This is a genomic window from Pseudomonadales bacterium (assembly GCA_041395665.1).
Taxonomy (GTDB): domain Bacteria; phylum Pseudomonadota; class Gammaproteobacteria; order Pseudomonadales; family UBA7239; genus UBA7239.
Map to the genome: position 1 here is coordinate 53,553 of JAWLAB010000005.1, position 16,231 is coordinate 69,783.

Annotated in this window: 5 protein-coding genes; all 5 read left to right on the forward strand. The window is 54.7% G+C overall.

What is annotated here, in order from left to right; translation table 11 throughout:
- Positions 1–332 precede the first annotated feature (332 nt).
- The 5 genes from R3E63_08095 to R3E63_08115 all read left to right on the forward strand — a co-directional run bounded on the left by R3E63_08095 (position 333) and on the right by R3E63_08115 (position 16,188).
- Complete coding sequence (locus R3E63_08095) at positions 333–10,142, forward strand: DUF4347 domain-containing protein (GenBank protein MEZ5539890.1); 9,810 nt, start codon at positions 333–335, stop codon at positions 10,140–10,142.
- 52 nt (positions 10,143–10,194) lie between these two features.
- Positions 10,195–11,721 (forward strand): TolC family protein, encoded by a 1,527-nt coding sequence (locus tag R3E63_08100; GenBank protein ID MEZ5539891.1) that lies wholly within the window; start codon positions 10,195–10,197, stop codon positions 11,719–11,721.
- Between the two features lie 187 nt (positions 11,722–11,908).
- Positions 11,909–12,709, forward strand: a complete 801-nt coding sequence (locus R3E63_08105) for an efflux RND transporter periplasmic adaptor subunit (protein ID MEZ5539892.1) — start codon at positions 11,909–11,911, stop codon at positions 12,707–12,709.
- Positions 12,710–12,744: 35 nt separating this feature from the next.
- A complete protein-coding gene (locus R3E63_08110) occupies positions 12,745–14,076 on the forward strand; it encodes an HlyD family efflux transporter periplasmic adaptor subunit (protein MEZ5539893.1) in 1,332 nt (443 codons plus the stop codon).
- Between the two features lie 12 nt (positions 14,077–14,088).
- Positions 14,089–16,188, forward strand: coding sequence for a site-2 protease family protein (locus tag R3E63_08115; GenBank protein MEZ5539894.1), 2,100 nt, complete (start codon positions 14,089–14,091; stop codon positions 16,186–16,188).
- The last annotated feature ends 43 nt before the right edge of the window (positions 16,189–16,231 follow it).

Here is a 16,231-nt window from a genome sequence, read left to right on the forward strand (position 1 = left end):
TTTACGGAGGGCGGAAGTTTAGAGAACACATCCCGCCAATAGCCATCATTATTTAGTATTTAGTATTTAGTATTTAGTATTTAGTATTTATAATGTTGTCTTCTGCTGGCCTTTTTCAGCAAAGGCAGCCACCTTAACCAGCTTTCTAGAGATGCTTCAACCATGGCAAAAACAACGACCTGCTCCAGCAGCCGCGCCTTGCCTTAGAACAGCGCCTCTTATTTGACGGTGCAGGCGCTGTAGCCGCCGACCAGTTTGGCGCGTCGGATCACCACTTTGAAGCACCCAAAACCGAAGCTGCCTCCTTTACCGATACCCGCTCCAGCGAAACCATGGAAGCCCCTGCCGGTAGCGGCAATGTGCTGGTGGTGATTGATGCACGCGTGGCTGACGCGCAGGGTCTGATTGGCAGTTTACCGAGCAATGCCTCCGTGCGCGTTGTGGATACCAATGAGTCTGGCATTGCCGCGATCGGCGCTGAGCTGGCCAAAGGGCAATTTGATACCGTGCATATCATCAGCCACGGTACCCCAGGCGAATTCGAGCTGGGCAGTGACAAAATCAATAACACCACACTGAATGATCAGTCGTCGTCTGTTGCCAACTGGTCCGAACATCTCACTGCGGATGCCGATATCTTGCTTTACGGCTGTGATGTCGCCCAAGGGGAATCCGGGCAGGCTTTCATCAACCAACTCGCACAGATCACGGATGCCGATGTCGCCGCGTCTGTTGACCCTACGGGTGCAGAGTCGAGAGGTGGCAACTGGGTACTAGAAGCCGCCACCGGTGCGATTGAAGCCAAGGCCTTAGATATCGGCAGCTACGATGCGCTGCTGGCTGCTACCAACATCACAGATGCCAACGCTGCCACACCTAGAACCACACCGGAAGACACATCCATTGCCATCTCTGGCATTTCTATTACGGATGCCGATAACCCTGCCAACATGACCGTGCGCGTGCAAACTACTGGCGGCGTGAGCGATATCGTTTTAAGCGGTACCACCATTTCCTTAGGCACGAACCATTCGTCCGATTTCACCATCACAGGCTCTTTAGCCAACATCAATGCAACACTCGCCTCACTGACTTTCACTAACGAGCTCAATAAAAATAGCTCAACCAGTGGCTACACAGCAAAAATCGACTTAACGGCCACCGATGTATCCAACGGCGGCTCCAATACCTTGAGCATCAACAATTTGGTGGTGACAGCCGTCAACGACGCGCCTGATCTTTCTACCAAAGCGCCACTCGTGCTCAGTGAAGGCGGCAATGCGTCATTCACGCTGCAACAACTGGCAATCGACGGCAACGCCCTAGACGCGGATATCGCCACAGGTCAGCAGGTGATCGGCCAGCAGATGGTGGTGATTACCAGCTTGCCTACGCAAGGCACACTGACCTATTTGGGCGGCGCGGCTGCCATCGGCCAAGTCATTCCCGTCAGCAGCTTAGGCAGCCTCAAATATACGCATAACGGTACTGACCTCACTGCCAACAGTTCAGACAGCTTCAATGTCATCGTGAGCGATGGCGGCGGCGGGCAGACTGCAGGCAGCATTGACATCACCATCACACCGGCCAACAAAGCACCCACTATTACGGGTGATGCAAGCATCATTGAAGGCCAAGTAAAAGCGGTCGCTCCCACCATCACGCTCGGCGACACTTTCGATACTTTGGGTAACTCCACCATCGTTATCGATAATGTAGTGACCGGCGGCCAAGGCACGCTGTTTTTTGATACCAATGGCAACAACCAAGTAGACGCAGGCGAAGCCATTTCGAGTAGCCGCACTTTAACGGCCGCTGAAGCCGTCAACATTGGCACTTTATTGAAGTTCACACAAAACGGCGCCGAGCCCAACGCGCCAGCAGCGATCACGCCTAGCTACCGTATTTCTGTACAAGATGCGGGCGGTGGTGCCGGTATCGGTTCCGCACTCACCACTGTCAAAACTGTTTCTATTTTTGTTGATCCCAACAACGATGATCCGCTATTAAGCAACACGCACAGCTCTTCAGGCTCCGCGCTTGGCGTTACTGAAGGTACGGCACCGGTGATCACCACCGGTATGCTGAATATCACGGATTCTGACCGCAATCCGATTGATGTCAGCCAACTCACACCGAGCGAGCAGCTGGTCTACACACTCGAAAGCACCCCGCAATACGGTGAAGTGCAATTGTTTATCGGCGGCACTGCCGGTTGGGGTACGACAGACGGCACAGGCTCCGGCCCTTATGCAGGCGCAGACGGCTGGATCACTTTGGGTGTTGGCGGTCGGTTTACGCAGGCGGATATCGATGCCGGCAGAATTCGTTTCGTGCAAACCAACAACATCGCTAGCGGCGTGACGCAAGCGGATTCCTTTCAATTTACCGTGCGCGATTCCGCGTTTGGCTACGATGTTTGGAATGATCCCGCAGGCAATCCACCTACCGCTGGCCGTGAAGGCGGTGTTCGCAACAACCCAACCGATGCCGCACCTAGCCTACAGACCTTCCATCTCAGTATTTTAGGCAACAACGATCCACACAGCGTTTATGAAGGCGGCCCTCGCCCTGAGTGGCCCGGCTACGGCGGTTCATCGCTAGAGTATGACTTTAACGCCATCGTGCCATTGCCAGGCAACATCAGCGGCGGCTCGGCAGGCGCATGGCAGGAAGCCAATGTGGTATTGCCTTCGCCAGATGGCAATGTCATCACTCAAAACATGCTGCACTACGAAATTACACGCAACGCGAAAGACAGCGGCGGCAATATTATTGCTTCGATTGTGCTGCCAGCCTCTGAAACCGTTTACACCCTGACAGGGCAGCCGCCGAATGGCACTGTCGAGCGGCAACTGAGTGATGGCTCATGGGAAACCATCTCCACCAACAGCCAGTTCACTCAGCAAGAAATTAATGATGGCAGCATTCGTTTCGTCCATGACGGCGGTGAAGATCACCTCGCCACCTTTACCTATCGTGTTAGCGACGGTACAAACAACCACTTTGATGGCTCTTTCAGTATTGATATTGCGCCGACCAACGATCGCCCAACAGCCAACAGCAGCGCGCCTGCACAAGTGCTGGAAGGCAACGGCAACACGGTACGCTTAGGTACTTCACAACTGGGGATGGCCGATGTCGATTTAAGCCAAGATCCCACCAAGCAAACCGGTGAAGGTGCTGCAGACTTCTTATGGTTCCAAGTGACCGCTCAACCCGTTGATGGCGGCAGCGCAGCGCACGGTACATTGGAGCGCTGGAATGGCACGGCGTGGGTTGCAGTCACGCCGGGTGAATGGCTCCCTAGCTCACTGCTAACTGCCACAGCAGACGGCGGTACCTCTGGCCTTCGTTATGTGCATGATGGCAGCGAGCCGTTGACTTATACCGGCAGCCCGCAAGTCACTTTTAGCTACACCGTACGCGATGATTTAGCCAACCCTGGCAACGCATTCAGCACTGACAGCAGCGCACCGGCTCTCGCCGATGGCAGCGCACAATCGAATGTGAGCGCACCCGCTACTGTGACGATCAACATCACGCCAGTGAACGAGGCGCCTATCGTCGCTAACAAACCGTCTGATGCCGATCCAACCATCAGCGGCACCGTTACTGGCGGCGGTGCATTGACGGGCGCGAATGTCGTGCTAGCCAATATTCCTGAAGGCAGCAGCAGCGTTATCACCAGCGCGTACCTAACAGCTGTTGACCGCGACAACACCACACTGCAACGCCAATACCGCGTTACCGAAGCGCCCGCTCACGGTAAGTTGCTGCTCAACGGCACCGCGCTAGGGGTTGGCTCGACCTTCACACAAAAAGACATTGACGACGGCAAGCTGAGCTATCAACACAGCGGCACCGAACTGCCGACGACCACCGTCGATAGTTTGGGCACATACAACGATAAATTTAACTTTGTCGTTAACGACGGCGTACTGGAAGACAGCGGAGACGCAACGCACCACAACGCCTTCTTGATCACGCTGGTTCCCACCAATGACAAACCGACCGTCACTGGCCCAACCGGCCCCATCAACATAGACAGCGCCACAGGTGCCAACAATCCGGTTCCTGGCTTCAGCGTCGATGACCCAGACTTAGCCGCCCCTGGCGCTACCGACTTTGTGCAAGTGACAGTGCGTTTACAAGACAGCAGCGGCACGCCACTTACCAACTACACCGGTATCGATTTTGGCTACGACACCAGCTCCGGCGTTGTCGTCACCATGGATGGCAACGACAAAATTTTGCAATTCCAAGGCACCAAAGCGCAGGTGAATACTGCACTGGCTGGCCTCACTGCCACCTTCGCCAGCGACCAAGACAACACCTACAAACTGGAAGTGATTGTCGATGACCGTATGCGCGATGGCAGCGGCGCTCTCAACACAACAGGTGATGACGCCAACGGCGGCGAGCTCAACCAAAGCACCACGCCAGGCGGCGCGCCTACAGCGGTCGATGCAACAGCTTACGACTGGTCCACTAACACCATCGTGCCGGCTGTTTCAGGCAATATCAGTGCCACTACGGTGGATATTCGCGCCTCCAGCGTTAACGATGCGCCTATTTTCACCGCCCCTGGCAGCTTCACCGTCAATGAAGATGTGCGCAGCCGTATCGGCGATGGCACCGTCAATAAATTTACCGTGGAAGACGCGGAATCTACCGCATTTAACACGCCTGTTACCGTAACAATTACCGTGCCTTCTGGCCGTTTGTATATCGGTGCCTCTGGCACGCCAACCAGCGTAACACCGACGGGTGGACAAGCCGTTACGGTGGGAGGCCAAGGCACAGGCACACTGACACTGACCGGCCGCGCCGACGATATTGAAGCGGTACTGAACGCCAGAAACTACGCCGATACCGCCAACCATACGGCCACTGGCTTGCACTATCTCACGGCTTCCAATGTCAACCACGATACCAACGGGGCCGCAGCGGGTGATGTCACACTCACTCTGCGTATCAACGAAGGTGCGTCGGCCATTGGTGGTGATGTCGGCAGCGGCAGCGTCGCCAATCCAGATATTGTCGTCAATACAGCACTCACGATTACTGCCATCAATGACGCTCCAGCTGTCAGCGCTACGGCACCGACAGTTGCTATTGCCGACAACACCGCTACCGCAGTCACTGGCTTTGCCGTTAGTGATGTCGATAGCACCAATGGTTATGCCACAGGCGAAACTGACGGCGTTATCCAAGTCACCGTGCGATTACTGAATGGCAACTTAGCAGGCAGCCCTCCGCTGGGAGCAGCACAGTACGCCTCTGTCGGGGGCCTCGGTATTAAATTTGATTCCAGCGTATCAAGCAGTGGCGTCACGGTCGATACTACGCTTAACGGTCAGTATGGCGCGTTAGAACTGCGCGGCACTCGTGATCAAATTAACGCTTATCTCTCTGGTTTAACGGTACAGTTTGAAAACATCAATGACGCGAATGTCGATGCTAACTACAGAGTTGAGGTCATCGCTGATGATCGCTTGCGCGCAGCAGCAACGGGTGATTTCACCAACCCTGTTACACCGGAGGCCAATGGCGGTGCCAACAACCAACAAGCAGGCTTGCCCGCTGTTCCCAACACCGATTCCTTTGATGCCTACAGCACAAGGGTATCTACCTACAATGTATTCAATGTAACCACCAACTCGCGCCTCCTTTTTGTCTCCACGGTCAATGATCCAGGCGACATCACCGCCAGCGATGTCACGGTGAACGAAGGTTCAGCCACGCTCACGCTAGATGCCAGCAACGCCAACATCAGTATTGCTGATCCTGATGACAACGGCTCGACCACCATGTCGACCACCGTGACCATCAGCAAAGGCACCATCACTGGCGTAGGCGGCGCGGGCGGTGCCGTCACCGGCACTGGCACCAACACCATCACGATTACAGGTGCAACCGAAGCGCAAATCAACTCGCGCTTACAAGCTCTCACCGTGACCTATCCGGACCCAGCAGGTGCAGCAACCGCCGCTGATTGGAACGGCTCGTTTACCGTCACCGTGACCTACAACGATACCGGCAGCACCGGTACACGCCCTGGCGCGTTGGCGGGTGATACCAACGACACCGCTGCCAACCCCGGCGACTACAGCTACTTCGACGGCGTGAGCAACGCGCTGGTCACAACGCGTACCTTCACTGTCACGGTCGATGGCGTCAACGATGCGCCGATTCGCACAGCGGCAACCACCACACTGCCTGCTGGCACAGAAGACACGAACGGCGGTGCGGGCGATACCGTTTCCACACTGTTCGGCGGCAACTTCTCTGACCCACTGGACAATGTGGGCGGCGACGGCACCACCGCTAACGGCATGGCGGGCATTGCCATCACCACCAACAATGCCATTCCTGCACAAGGTAAATGGCAGTACTCCACCGACAACGGCACCACTTGGATTGATGTACCGGCTGTATCCGCCAACAACGCACTGCTGTTGGATACAAACGATCGACTGCGCTTTGCACCAGCCGCTGACTTCCACGGCACCCCTGGCAGCTTGGTCGCTCGACTCGTGGATGACAGCAACGGCGCCGTGACAAGCGGCAGCACCGCCAATGTCTCCGGTGGCAACTCGGGTGGCAGCACGCCTTACAGTGATGCCAGCAACGCGGTTACGCTCAGCACCACCGTGGCCAATGTCAACGACCGCCCAACAGCGGTAGACACCACGCTCACCAACACCAATGAAGACAACAGCAACCCAACCGGCGCCACGATCTCATCTTTGGGCTTTGGCTATGGCGATACCGTCGATAACCAAAGCGGCATCACCGGAGGCGGCAATGCAACCACATCCTTTGGCGGCCTCGCCATCGTGGGCAACACCGCAGACAGCACCACCGAAGGGGTTTGGCAGTACAACACCGGCGGTGGCTGGGTCACGATCGGCAGCAATGGATCAGCCCCTACTGACAGCACAGCACTGATCCTCCCCACTTCTGCACAGTTGCGCTTTGTGCCTGTCGCTGACTACAACGGCTCACCCGGCAGCCTCGCTGTGCGCGTGGCAGACACGGCACAGGGCTTCGCCAGCGGCAGCGATATCAGCGCCACCCTCGGCGACCAATCCAGCACTTGGTCCGTGGTTCGCAACTTGGATACCACCGTTGATCCACGCAATGACGCGCCGAGCTTTAGCCATACCGCCACCAACCCAACCGTTACTGAGAACGGCACCACCGGTGGCCCAATCTCTATCCCAGCCACCAAACTGCTCAGCAGCGGCACGGTAGCGGATATTGATCTCAGCACTACACCAGCGCTCAACAGCACCACCTTCGGCAGCGGCACCATCACCGTATCGTTGTCGGATGGTTTAGCAGGCGATGTGTTGCAGTTAGACAGCACCGTGACGGCAGGCGTTGCCAGCACCAGCTACAACGCAAGCACACACACGCTGACCATCACGCTGAACAGTACTGCAACGGTCTCCGAAGTCAGCAACATCTTGGCGGGTATCGAGTACCTCAGCACCAGCGATGACCCAACCAACTTGCTGTCGGGCACCGCGCAAACGGATCGCCATTACACCGTCACCTTGTCCGACGGCAATAACACGCAAGCCGGTGGCAACGCGGGTGGGCCACTGCCGTTGACTGACACAACCAGCGGCACCATCACCCTCGTGGCGGCCAATGATCCACCGGTCGCGCAAAACAACGTCAATCAAGTCACGGAGAACGATGTACCCAACACCACCAGCGGCAATGTCATCACGGACAACGACGCTGTCGATGGTTTGGACAGCGACCCTGACACCGTAATCGCCGACCTAAAACTGACGCAAATCGTCGGTAACACCACCGAAACCATCGCCGCAGGCAGCACCAGCAGCAGCGGTGGCACAACGGTACAAGGCAAGTACGGCACACTGACCATCGGTGCCGACGGCAGCTACGAGTATGCGTTGGACAACAGCAACCCCGCTGTGAACGCACTCGCTACCGGCGATACGCTGACGGACGAGGTGTTCACCTACACCTTATCGGACGGCGGCTCAACCGACACAGCCACTCTCACCATCACCATCAACGGCTTCACCGATGGTACGCCACAGATCATACCTGTTGACGGCAATGCGGCCGCTACCGGTGACGCCACGGTCTATGAGAAAGGCTTAACTTCAGTACCGGATAGCTCCGAAACAACAGCGGGACAGATTACTGTCTCGGCACCGGATGGTATCGATACCATCACAATCGGTGGCACGACTTTCACCATCGCTGATTTGACTGGATTTAGCACAACAACGCCATCAGCAGCTATTGATACCGGTGAAGGTAATCTGTACATCACCGGCATCACTGGCGTAGTTGGCGATCCAAGTGCACCGACAGCGCTCAAAGTCGAGTACAGCTACACGCTGAAAACAGCACAAAACCAGCCGGGTGCTGTGGATTCAACCGATTCCATCGCCTTGGGTATACACGATAAGAAAGGCGTAGATGCCACTGGCACACTGCGCGTTCAGATTGTTGACGATGTTCCTGTCGCGACGGGAGATGCCGGCGGCGTCAAAGCCAGCGAAACAGTCACGGTCAACGCCGGCAATGGCGTACTGACGAACGACGCCTCAGGCGCCGATGGCTGGCTGATGAGTGGCGGCAGCACGGCAGCGGTTGTTGGTGTTGAAGCCGGCACTGGCGGCACGCCCGTTGTTGGCGTTGGTACGCCGATCACGGGTACTTACGGCACATTGACTTTGGCAGCAGATGGCAGCTACACCTATGTAGCCGACCCCGCTGCGCCCGGTGCGCCACCAACCACCACAGATACCTTCACTTACACCGTTAGCGACGCCGATGGCGATACCACCACCACGACGCTGACCATTACGATCCAGAACAACCAGCCTCCGGTTGCTAACGACGATACACGCACCACGCCAGAAGATACGCCGATCAATGGCAATATCGTCAACGGCCATAGCGGTGACATTGCCGACAGCGATCCAGACTTCGATCCTCTGAGCGTCACGCAAGTGGTGATCAACGGCGTCACTACGCCCATCCCAACCGATGGCAGCTCCGTATCGATCACCATTCCTGGCAATGGCGTGTTGGTCATTGATAAAACTGGCGCTTACACCTTTACACCGGAACCTGACTGGCACGGCACTGTGCCGGATATCACCTACACCATCGACGATGGCAAGGGCGCATCCAACAGTACCGATACGGCCATCTTAAGAATCACGGTGACGCCGGTTGTTGATATCGCTGATAACACCACCAGCACACCGGCTGGCACGCCCGTCACAACGCCAGTGCTCAATAACGACAGTTTTGAAGGCACAAACCCTGTTGTCACGGTTGCGCCCGGCGATGGTCCCGCTCACGGTACGGTGGTAGTCAACCCTAACGGCACGATCACTTACATCCCTGCACCTGGCTACTCCGGCCAAGACAGCTACACCTATACCGTCACCAGCGGTGGTGTCACTGAAACGGCTACGGTGACGATCACGATACACCCTGAGTTGATACCGCCACCTGCGCCACCAGCAGTGAACCCACCGCCATCCATGGGTATGCCGAATATCGATCCACGCTTTAACAGTGGCAGTGCTTTTGAAGCACACCGTATGCCTCTGCCGTTTGAGCCGATTGTGTATGTCAACCCCGCTGTCGTTGCCTCTCAGGAGTTGCGCGCACTCAATGATCCGCGCAACTTCAGCGACCCATCCGCTGTGCAGGCTTACGGCTTAAAACGCTTAGGACTCAACTCTGATTTAGGCAGAGACCCCAGCCTGTTTGTCACACTGGCTGTGCGTGATTCACAAAAAACAGCAGATCAGCTGGCTAGTGCCGTTGCAGGCCGCCACAGCCGACTCGGCTTGGGCAGTGATGGTTATTTAACGCAGCCCGGCTTGTTTAGAAATAGAGATGTTGAGCAATCAACCTTGAAGGAACAAGCCAACAAGGTGAAGCCATCGGCAGAAAAAGCAGAGCGTGCGACTGACAAACAACCAGCCGACAACGCACCTGCCAATCCTGCAGAAAAACCGGTGGAGAAGCCAGCCAATCAACAAGCGGCGGCAAGCCAGCCATCTTCTTTTGGTCATCAGTTGCGCGCAGGTGCTGCTCGATTGCCTACGATGCTGCGTCACACATAATTTCAACACTCTGCATTTTGACTAAATAACGATTACACACTGAGGAAAAACAATGGAACATCAAAAAACACAACTTCGCCCTACTCGTCTGTGGTTTGCAACGGCTTGCTTCAGTGTGGCTCTCACCGGTTGTGGCGCACTTTCACCACAACCTTTTGCTGAGAAAGATATTGCCGATCGCGTCAATCAAGATCGCGCACAAATGTACGCCGATCAAGAAGCCGTAGCAGCGCCGATTACTTTTTATGATGCCGCTGCGCGCGCACTGAAATACAACTTGGATTACAAACTCAAATTAATGGAGAGTGCGCTCTCCAAAAGTCTGCACGATGTATCCACTTACGAAATGCTGCCACATTTAATTGCAGGCGCAGGTTATGAATGGCGTAGCAACGATTCTGGCGGCACTTCTGTCGGCATCGAAGATAATTTGGTTTCTCTGCGTCCATCCACCTCGCAAGAACGCGAGCGCACACTGGGTAATTTAACTTTCTCGTGGAGCGCGTTGGATTTCGGCGTTTCTTACTATCGAGCGCAGCAAAAAGCAGATCAAGTATTGATGGCAGAAGAGCGTCGCCGCAAAGTGGCGCAGAATGTATTGCAAGATGTACGCAACAGTTATTGGCGCGCATTGGGCGCACAAAAACTGGTTAACCGTGTTGATGCACTGTTGGTGCGCGTCAATAAAGCGTTAGAACATTCCAAGCAAATTGAAAAAGCAGGGCTCATGCCACAGGCAGAACTGTTGGCGTATCAGCGCGCGTTGTTAGACGCCGTAAATTTGCTCACCCTGCGTCGCCAAGATTTGGAATTAGCGCGCACAGAACTCGATGCACTGATGTCTATTCCTGCCGGTACTAAATACACTTTGGCGGATGAAAAAGAAGTGGCGCTGCCTGCTATTCCATCCAATATCGAAGAACTGGAACAGTTGGCGTTAGAAAAGCGTCCAGAAATTATGGAAGAGTGGTATCGCAAACGCGTGACTGAAAACGATATCAAAGCAGCCAAACTGTTGTTGTGGCCAAACTTGGGTCTGAATGCTGGTTGGGAATACGACACCAACAAATACAACTACAACAGCGATTGGAGCAATATCGGCTTAAAACTGTCGTGGGATATTTTGAAATTGGCGCAGTGGCCTTCATTAAAATCTGCGCATGAATATCAAAATAAAACCGATGATATGCGCCGTATGTCTTTGTCCATGGCAGTTTTAACGCAAGTTCGCGTTGGCGTACAAAGCTACGGATTGGCTTTATCGGATCTGAAATTTGCCGAAGAAAGTGCACGCGTTGATCAACGCTTGTACGGCCTCGCCAAAGCCAGCGTCAGCAGCCAAGCCGCCTCTGAATTGGAACTGATTCGCACCGAAGCACGCGCACTGCTGTCTGAATATCAGCGCTATGTCTCTTATGGCAATGCACAAGCTGCTTGGGGGCGTGTTTACAATTCCGTCGGCTTAGATGTCACCCCACAAACTATCGAGAAAAATGATGTAAAAACACTGGCCGGCGCTATACAAAGCACCATGCAACAGTGGAGAGGAAAAGTGTTTAAAACAGCTTCTGCTGAATAAAACACACTCTGCATAACCAAGCAGCCGCGCAGGTAAAATAAATTTACCGGCAAGGCTGCTTTTTTGTGTAAGCTAAAATTGGTTTCATTTTTTTACCATCCCTGAAGTTGGAAGTGATAAAAATATGCTTTTCTCGCGCGCGCTCCGTTTTTCTGTATTCATTTTTATATTCGGCCAAGCCGCTGCTGTGTTGGCACAAACCTCTGTCCCTCCCTTCGGCACAGCTCAACCCACGACCAACACCCCTCCACCATTACCACCCGCTGCAGCAACAGCAACATCATCAACGAGCAGTGGTGATGTCATCCGCGTTTTGTTGACGCCAGAATTAGAAACTTCACTGGTCGCACAGATGACGGGGCAAGTATCAAAATTAAACGCGCAATTGGGCAAGCAATTTCAGCAGGGGGAAACGGTAGCCAGTTTTGACTGTCGCGAGCCAGAAGCCAAATTGCGTATGGCGCAGGCAGAATTTAAAGCAGCCAAAGAGACACAAACGGTCAAAGAGCGACTGCGCAAACTGGAAGCCGCCAGCGACATGGAAGTGACACTCGCCGCAGCCGGCACAGATAAAGCAGCCGCAGCCATTGCACTAAGCCGAGCGCAACTCGCGCAGTGCACCGTCACCGCCCCCTTTACCGGACGCATCGTTAAAACGCATATCAAACAATACCAAGGCGTGAATATCGGTGCTCCTCTTGTGGATATGATCAGCGACGGCCCACTTAAGCTGCGACTGAATATTCCGTCTCGATGGCTGCGCGAAGTCAATGTGGGTACAAAATTTGAAGTCAGCATCAACGAAACCGGTCGCACCTACCCAGCCAAAGTGTCGCTCATCAACGCGCGTGTGGATGCCGTTGCTCAAACCATTGAGTTAGAGGCGCACATGGAAAATGTTGAACCCGACCTTCTCGCCGGCATGAGCGGTATCGCCCACTTCAAACTCACGCAACAGCCAGCCACCCAAGAGGGTGCTGGGCAGTAATCGCCTCCGATGACATAAAGGTTCACAGCAAAGCTATGGCTCAACCCAATTTACTGGACTTTGTTATTCACCTCGAAACGCGGGCGCGCGCTGCAGAAAATTTAGCCGAGTTAGCTTTCTCCATCGCCAATGACACTCACGCCGCCCTGCATTTCCACCAAGCCTTGGTGCTCAACGATAAACACCAAGTTATCTGTATCTCCGGCCTTATAAAAATCTCTGAAGACAGCCCTTACACTGTATGGCTCAAGCGTGCATGGCCTTGGGTAGCCAGTATGCTTTCTGAGCATGGCGGGTGGTTTGCTCCCACGCAAAGTCAACTGGCAGCGGCGCCGGGTGATATCGCAAACGGCTGGGCCGAGTGGTGGACTACCGGCGTTTTAGCGATGCCACTACGCAGCCGAGACGGAAAAATACTCGGCTGGATCGCCTACCTGCTGAACGCACCGCCCACCGAAGCGTCCATCCACCTGATTGACCGCCTCGGCCCCACATGGGCTTACTGCTGGGAAATGCTGGTCGGCAAACCGCGAAAAGGCTTAAAAACACGCTGGAAAGCACTCAGCCGTCTACAAAAATACGCCACTGTTGCTGTGCTGTGTGCCTTCTTCTTGCTACCTGTGCGGCAAACGGCGCTCGCCCCAGCCGAAATTGTGGCGGAGGATGCCATGGTGATGACGGCGACACTGGATGGCGTGGTCAAAACCATTCATGTTCGCCCCAACCAATCTGTCAAAGCAGGCGATTTACTGTTTTCCTTGGATGACACCACACTGCGCAACCGTGAATCCGTGGCACAAAAATCACTCGCCGTTGCCGATGCCGAACTGCAATCGGCCACCCAAATATCGTTTGACGATAGCCGCAGTAAAACCGAGCTCACGACTCTCGCCGGCTCAGTACAAGAAAAGCGCGCGGAACTGGCCGCTGTGCAAATGCAATTAGCGCGCACCAATATTCGCGCTCCCTATGATGGCATCGCTGTGTTTACGGATCCTGACGATTGGCAAGGCCGCCCTGTTGTGACGGGTGAGCGGATCATGCTGCTGGCAAACCCATCAAAACCGGCCCTGCTGATTCATTTACCCGTTGCTGATGCCATTGCGATTGATGTGGGAGCCCCCGTCAAATTTTTCCTCACGGTGCGCCCACTGTCCCCGCTGTCGGGCAAAGTCAGCGAAACCAGCTACGAAGCCTCTGTCGGCACCGATGGCATCGCCAACTACCAGTTGCGCGCCACCTTGAATGAGCGCGATGCACGCATCGGCTTGAGGGGTACCGCCAAACTGTACGGTGATTGGGTTGTGCTCGGGTACTACCTCGTTCGCCGTCCTCTCGCCAAAATGCGCGAATGGAGCGGACTGTGACGAGCACGCGCTGTGAGTGAGGCCGCGCCCAACCAGCTCCCGTTAACACCGGCATTGCGCGAAGACTTGCGTTTGTACGAGCTGGGCTCAAGTATCGACGGTGAACCTATTTGGGCGATTCAGGATCCGGCGGCTAACCGTTTTTTTCGTATCGGCTGGCTGGAGTACGAGTGTTTATTGCGTTGGCCGGGCAAGCCGGAAGACATTGCCACCGACATTGAAGCAACCACGCCGCTGACGATCGACCCTGAGCAAGTCTCCGAATTCGCCCGCTTCCTCGATGCCCATCAGCTATCACTCCCCTCAGCGGCAACGCAGCAGCGCATACAACAAGCCGCTCGCGAGCCAGGCTGGCGCCACTGGAAATGGTGGCTACACCACTATTTGTTCATCCGTATTCCTGTCGTGCGCCCGCAGCGGTTTTTGCAGAAGCTCACGCTCTGGCTAGAGCCGCTATTTTCTAAAGGCGCGGTGATTCTGCTATTACTGGCGTGCCTGCTCGGCCTCGTACTTGTTGCACACCAATGGGAGCACTTTACGCACAGTGCGCTCGATAGCCTGACCCCTTCAGGGCTGCTGGGGTTTGCAATTGCACTGATTGTTTCTAAAAGCCTGCACGAATTGGGTCACGCTGTTGTCGCCACCCGTATGGGCGTGCGGGTTGCGCACATGGGGATCGCTTTCTTAGTGATGTGGCCCATGTTGTATACCGACACAGGGGAATCATGGCGCTTGCGTTCACCGCGCCAAAGGCTAGCCATTTCGTCGGCAGGTGTTGCGACAGAACTCGCGTTGGCAGGATTGGCCACTTTGGCTTGGGCTTTGCTGGATGACGGCGCCATGCGGCAAGCTGCGCTGTACCTTGCCACCACGGGCTGGGTGCTGTCATTGGTATTAAACATTAGCCCTTTTATGCGTTTTGACGGCTACTTCATCCTCTCGGATCTCATTAACTTTCCCAACTTGCACGAGCGCAGTGGCGCGTTGACACGCGTATGGCTGCGACGGTCTTTGCTCGGCCTTAACGATGCGTGGCCAGAAACATTTTCTCAGAAAGCGCGTCGTTCGCTGATTGCTTTTGCTCTGACAACTTGGACTTATCGCTTCATCGTTTTTTTAGGTATTGCCGTTACTGTGTATTTTCTTTTTTTCAAACTACTCGGCATCTGCCTCATGATGGTGGAAATTATTTGGTTTGTTATTCGCCCTATTTGGACAGAATTTGCCGTGTGGAAAAAGCGTTGGCCCGAAGTAAAAAACCGTCGCAAACATATTTTGTACGGTAGTTTTTTTGCGCTATTAATTTTGCTGCTTGTGCCATGGCGCTTTGATATCACAGCACAAGGTGTTGCGCATGCCGAACGCCAACAATTAGTTTTTGCGCCTTTTCCTTCGCAGCTGAGTGAAATACACGCCACAGGCAAAGTGTCAGAGGGAGAAATACTCAGCGCGTTTGCTGCACCCGATTTGGCAGCGCGCGCGGCGCAACTAATTGCCAGCAGAAATGCTTTCGAGCATCGTTTATCCGGTTTGTTGGATACGGACAATCAAGGCTTGAATAAACGACTCGCACTCACACAGCGTTTAGCCGAGCAACAAACAGAATTACTCGGTATCCAAGAAGAAAATGATCGTTTGGTGATTCGCGCCGAGTTTTCAGGGCAGTGGCGCGACATATCACCCCTCATTCGGCAAGGCACTTGGGTGGGTGTACGCGACAAACTGGGCGTACTGTTTGATCCGAGCAGCTGGGTAGTTGAGGCCTATGTTGAACAGCGCGCCATTGACCGCATTGCGCTTGGTGCTGCTGCCAGCTTTTTACCGCAGGGCTCGTTGAAGGCACTGTCGGGACAAGTAGTAGAAATCGATACAACGCGCAGTCAGCGCCTCTCACACCCGATGCTCAGCAGTACCTACGGTGGCAAACTCAGCACGGTGCCCAACAACAAAACGCAGGAAGCTGTACCTAGCGACGCGCTATACCGCGTGCGTATCCGCCTACACCAAGTACCCCAGAGATGCCACGAGAAATGCACGCGGCACTATTCGCCTACAAGGCCAGCCCAGCAGCCTCGCTTAGGACGCACTCCGAGGGAACACTCTCGATACTGATTCGGGAAAGCAGTTTTAACCACATCAATGACCGCGCACCATC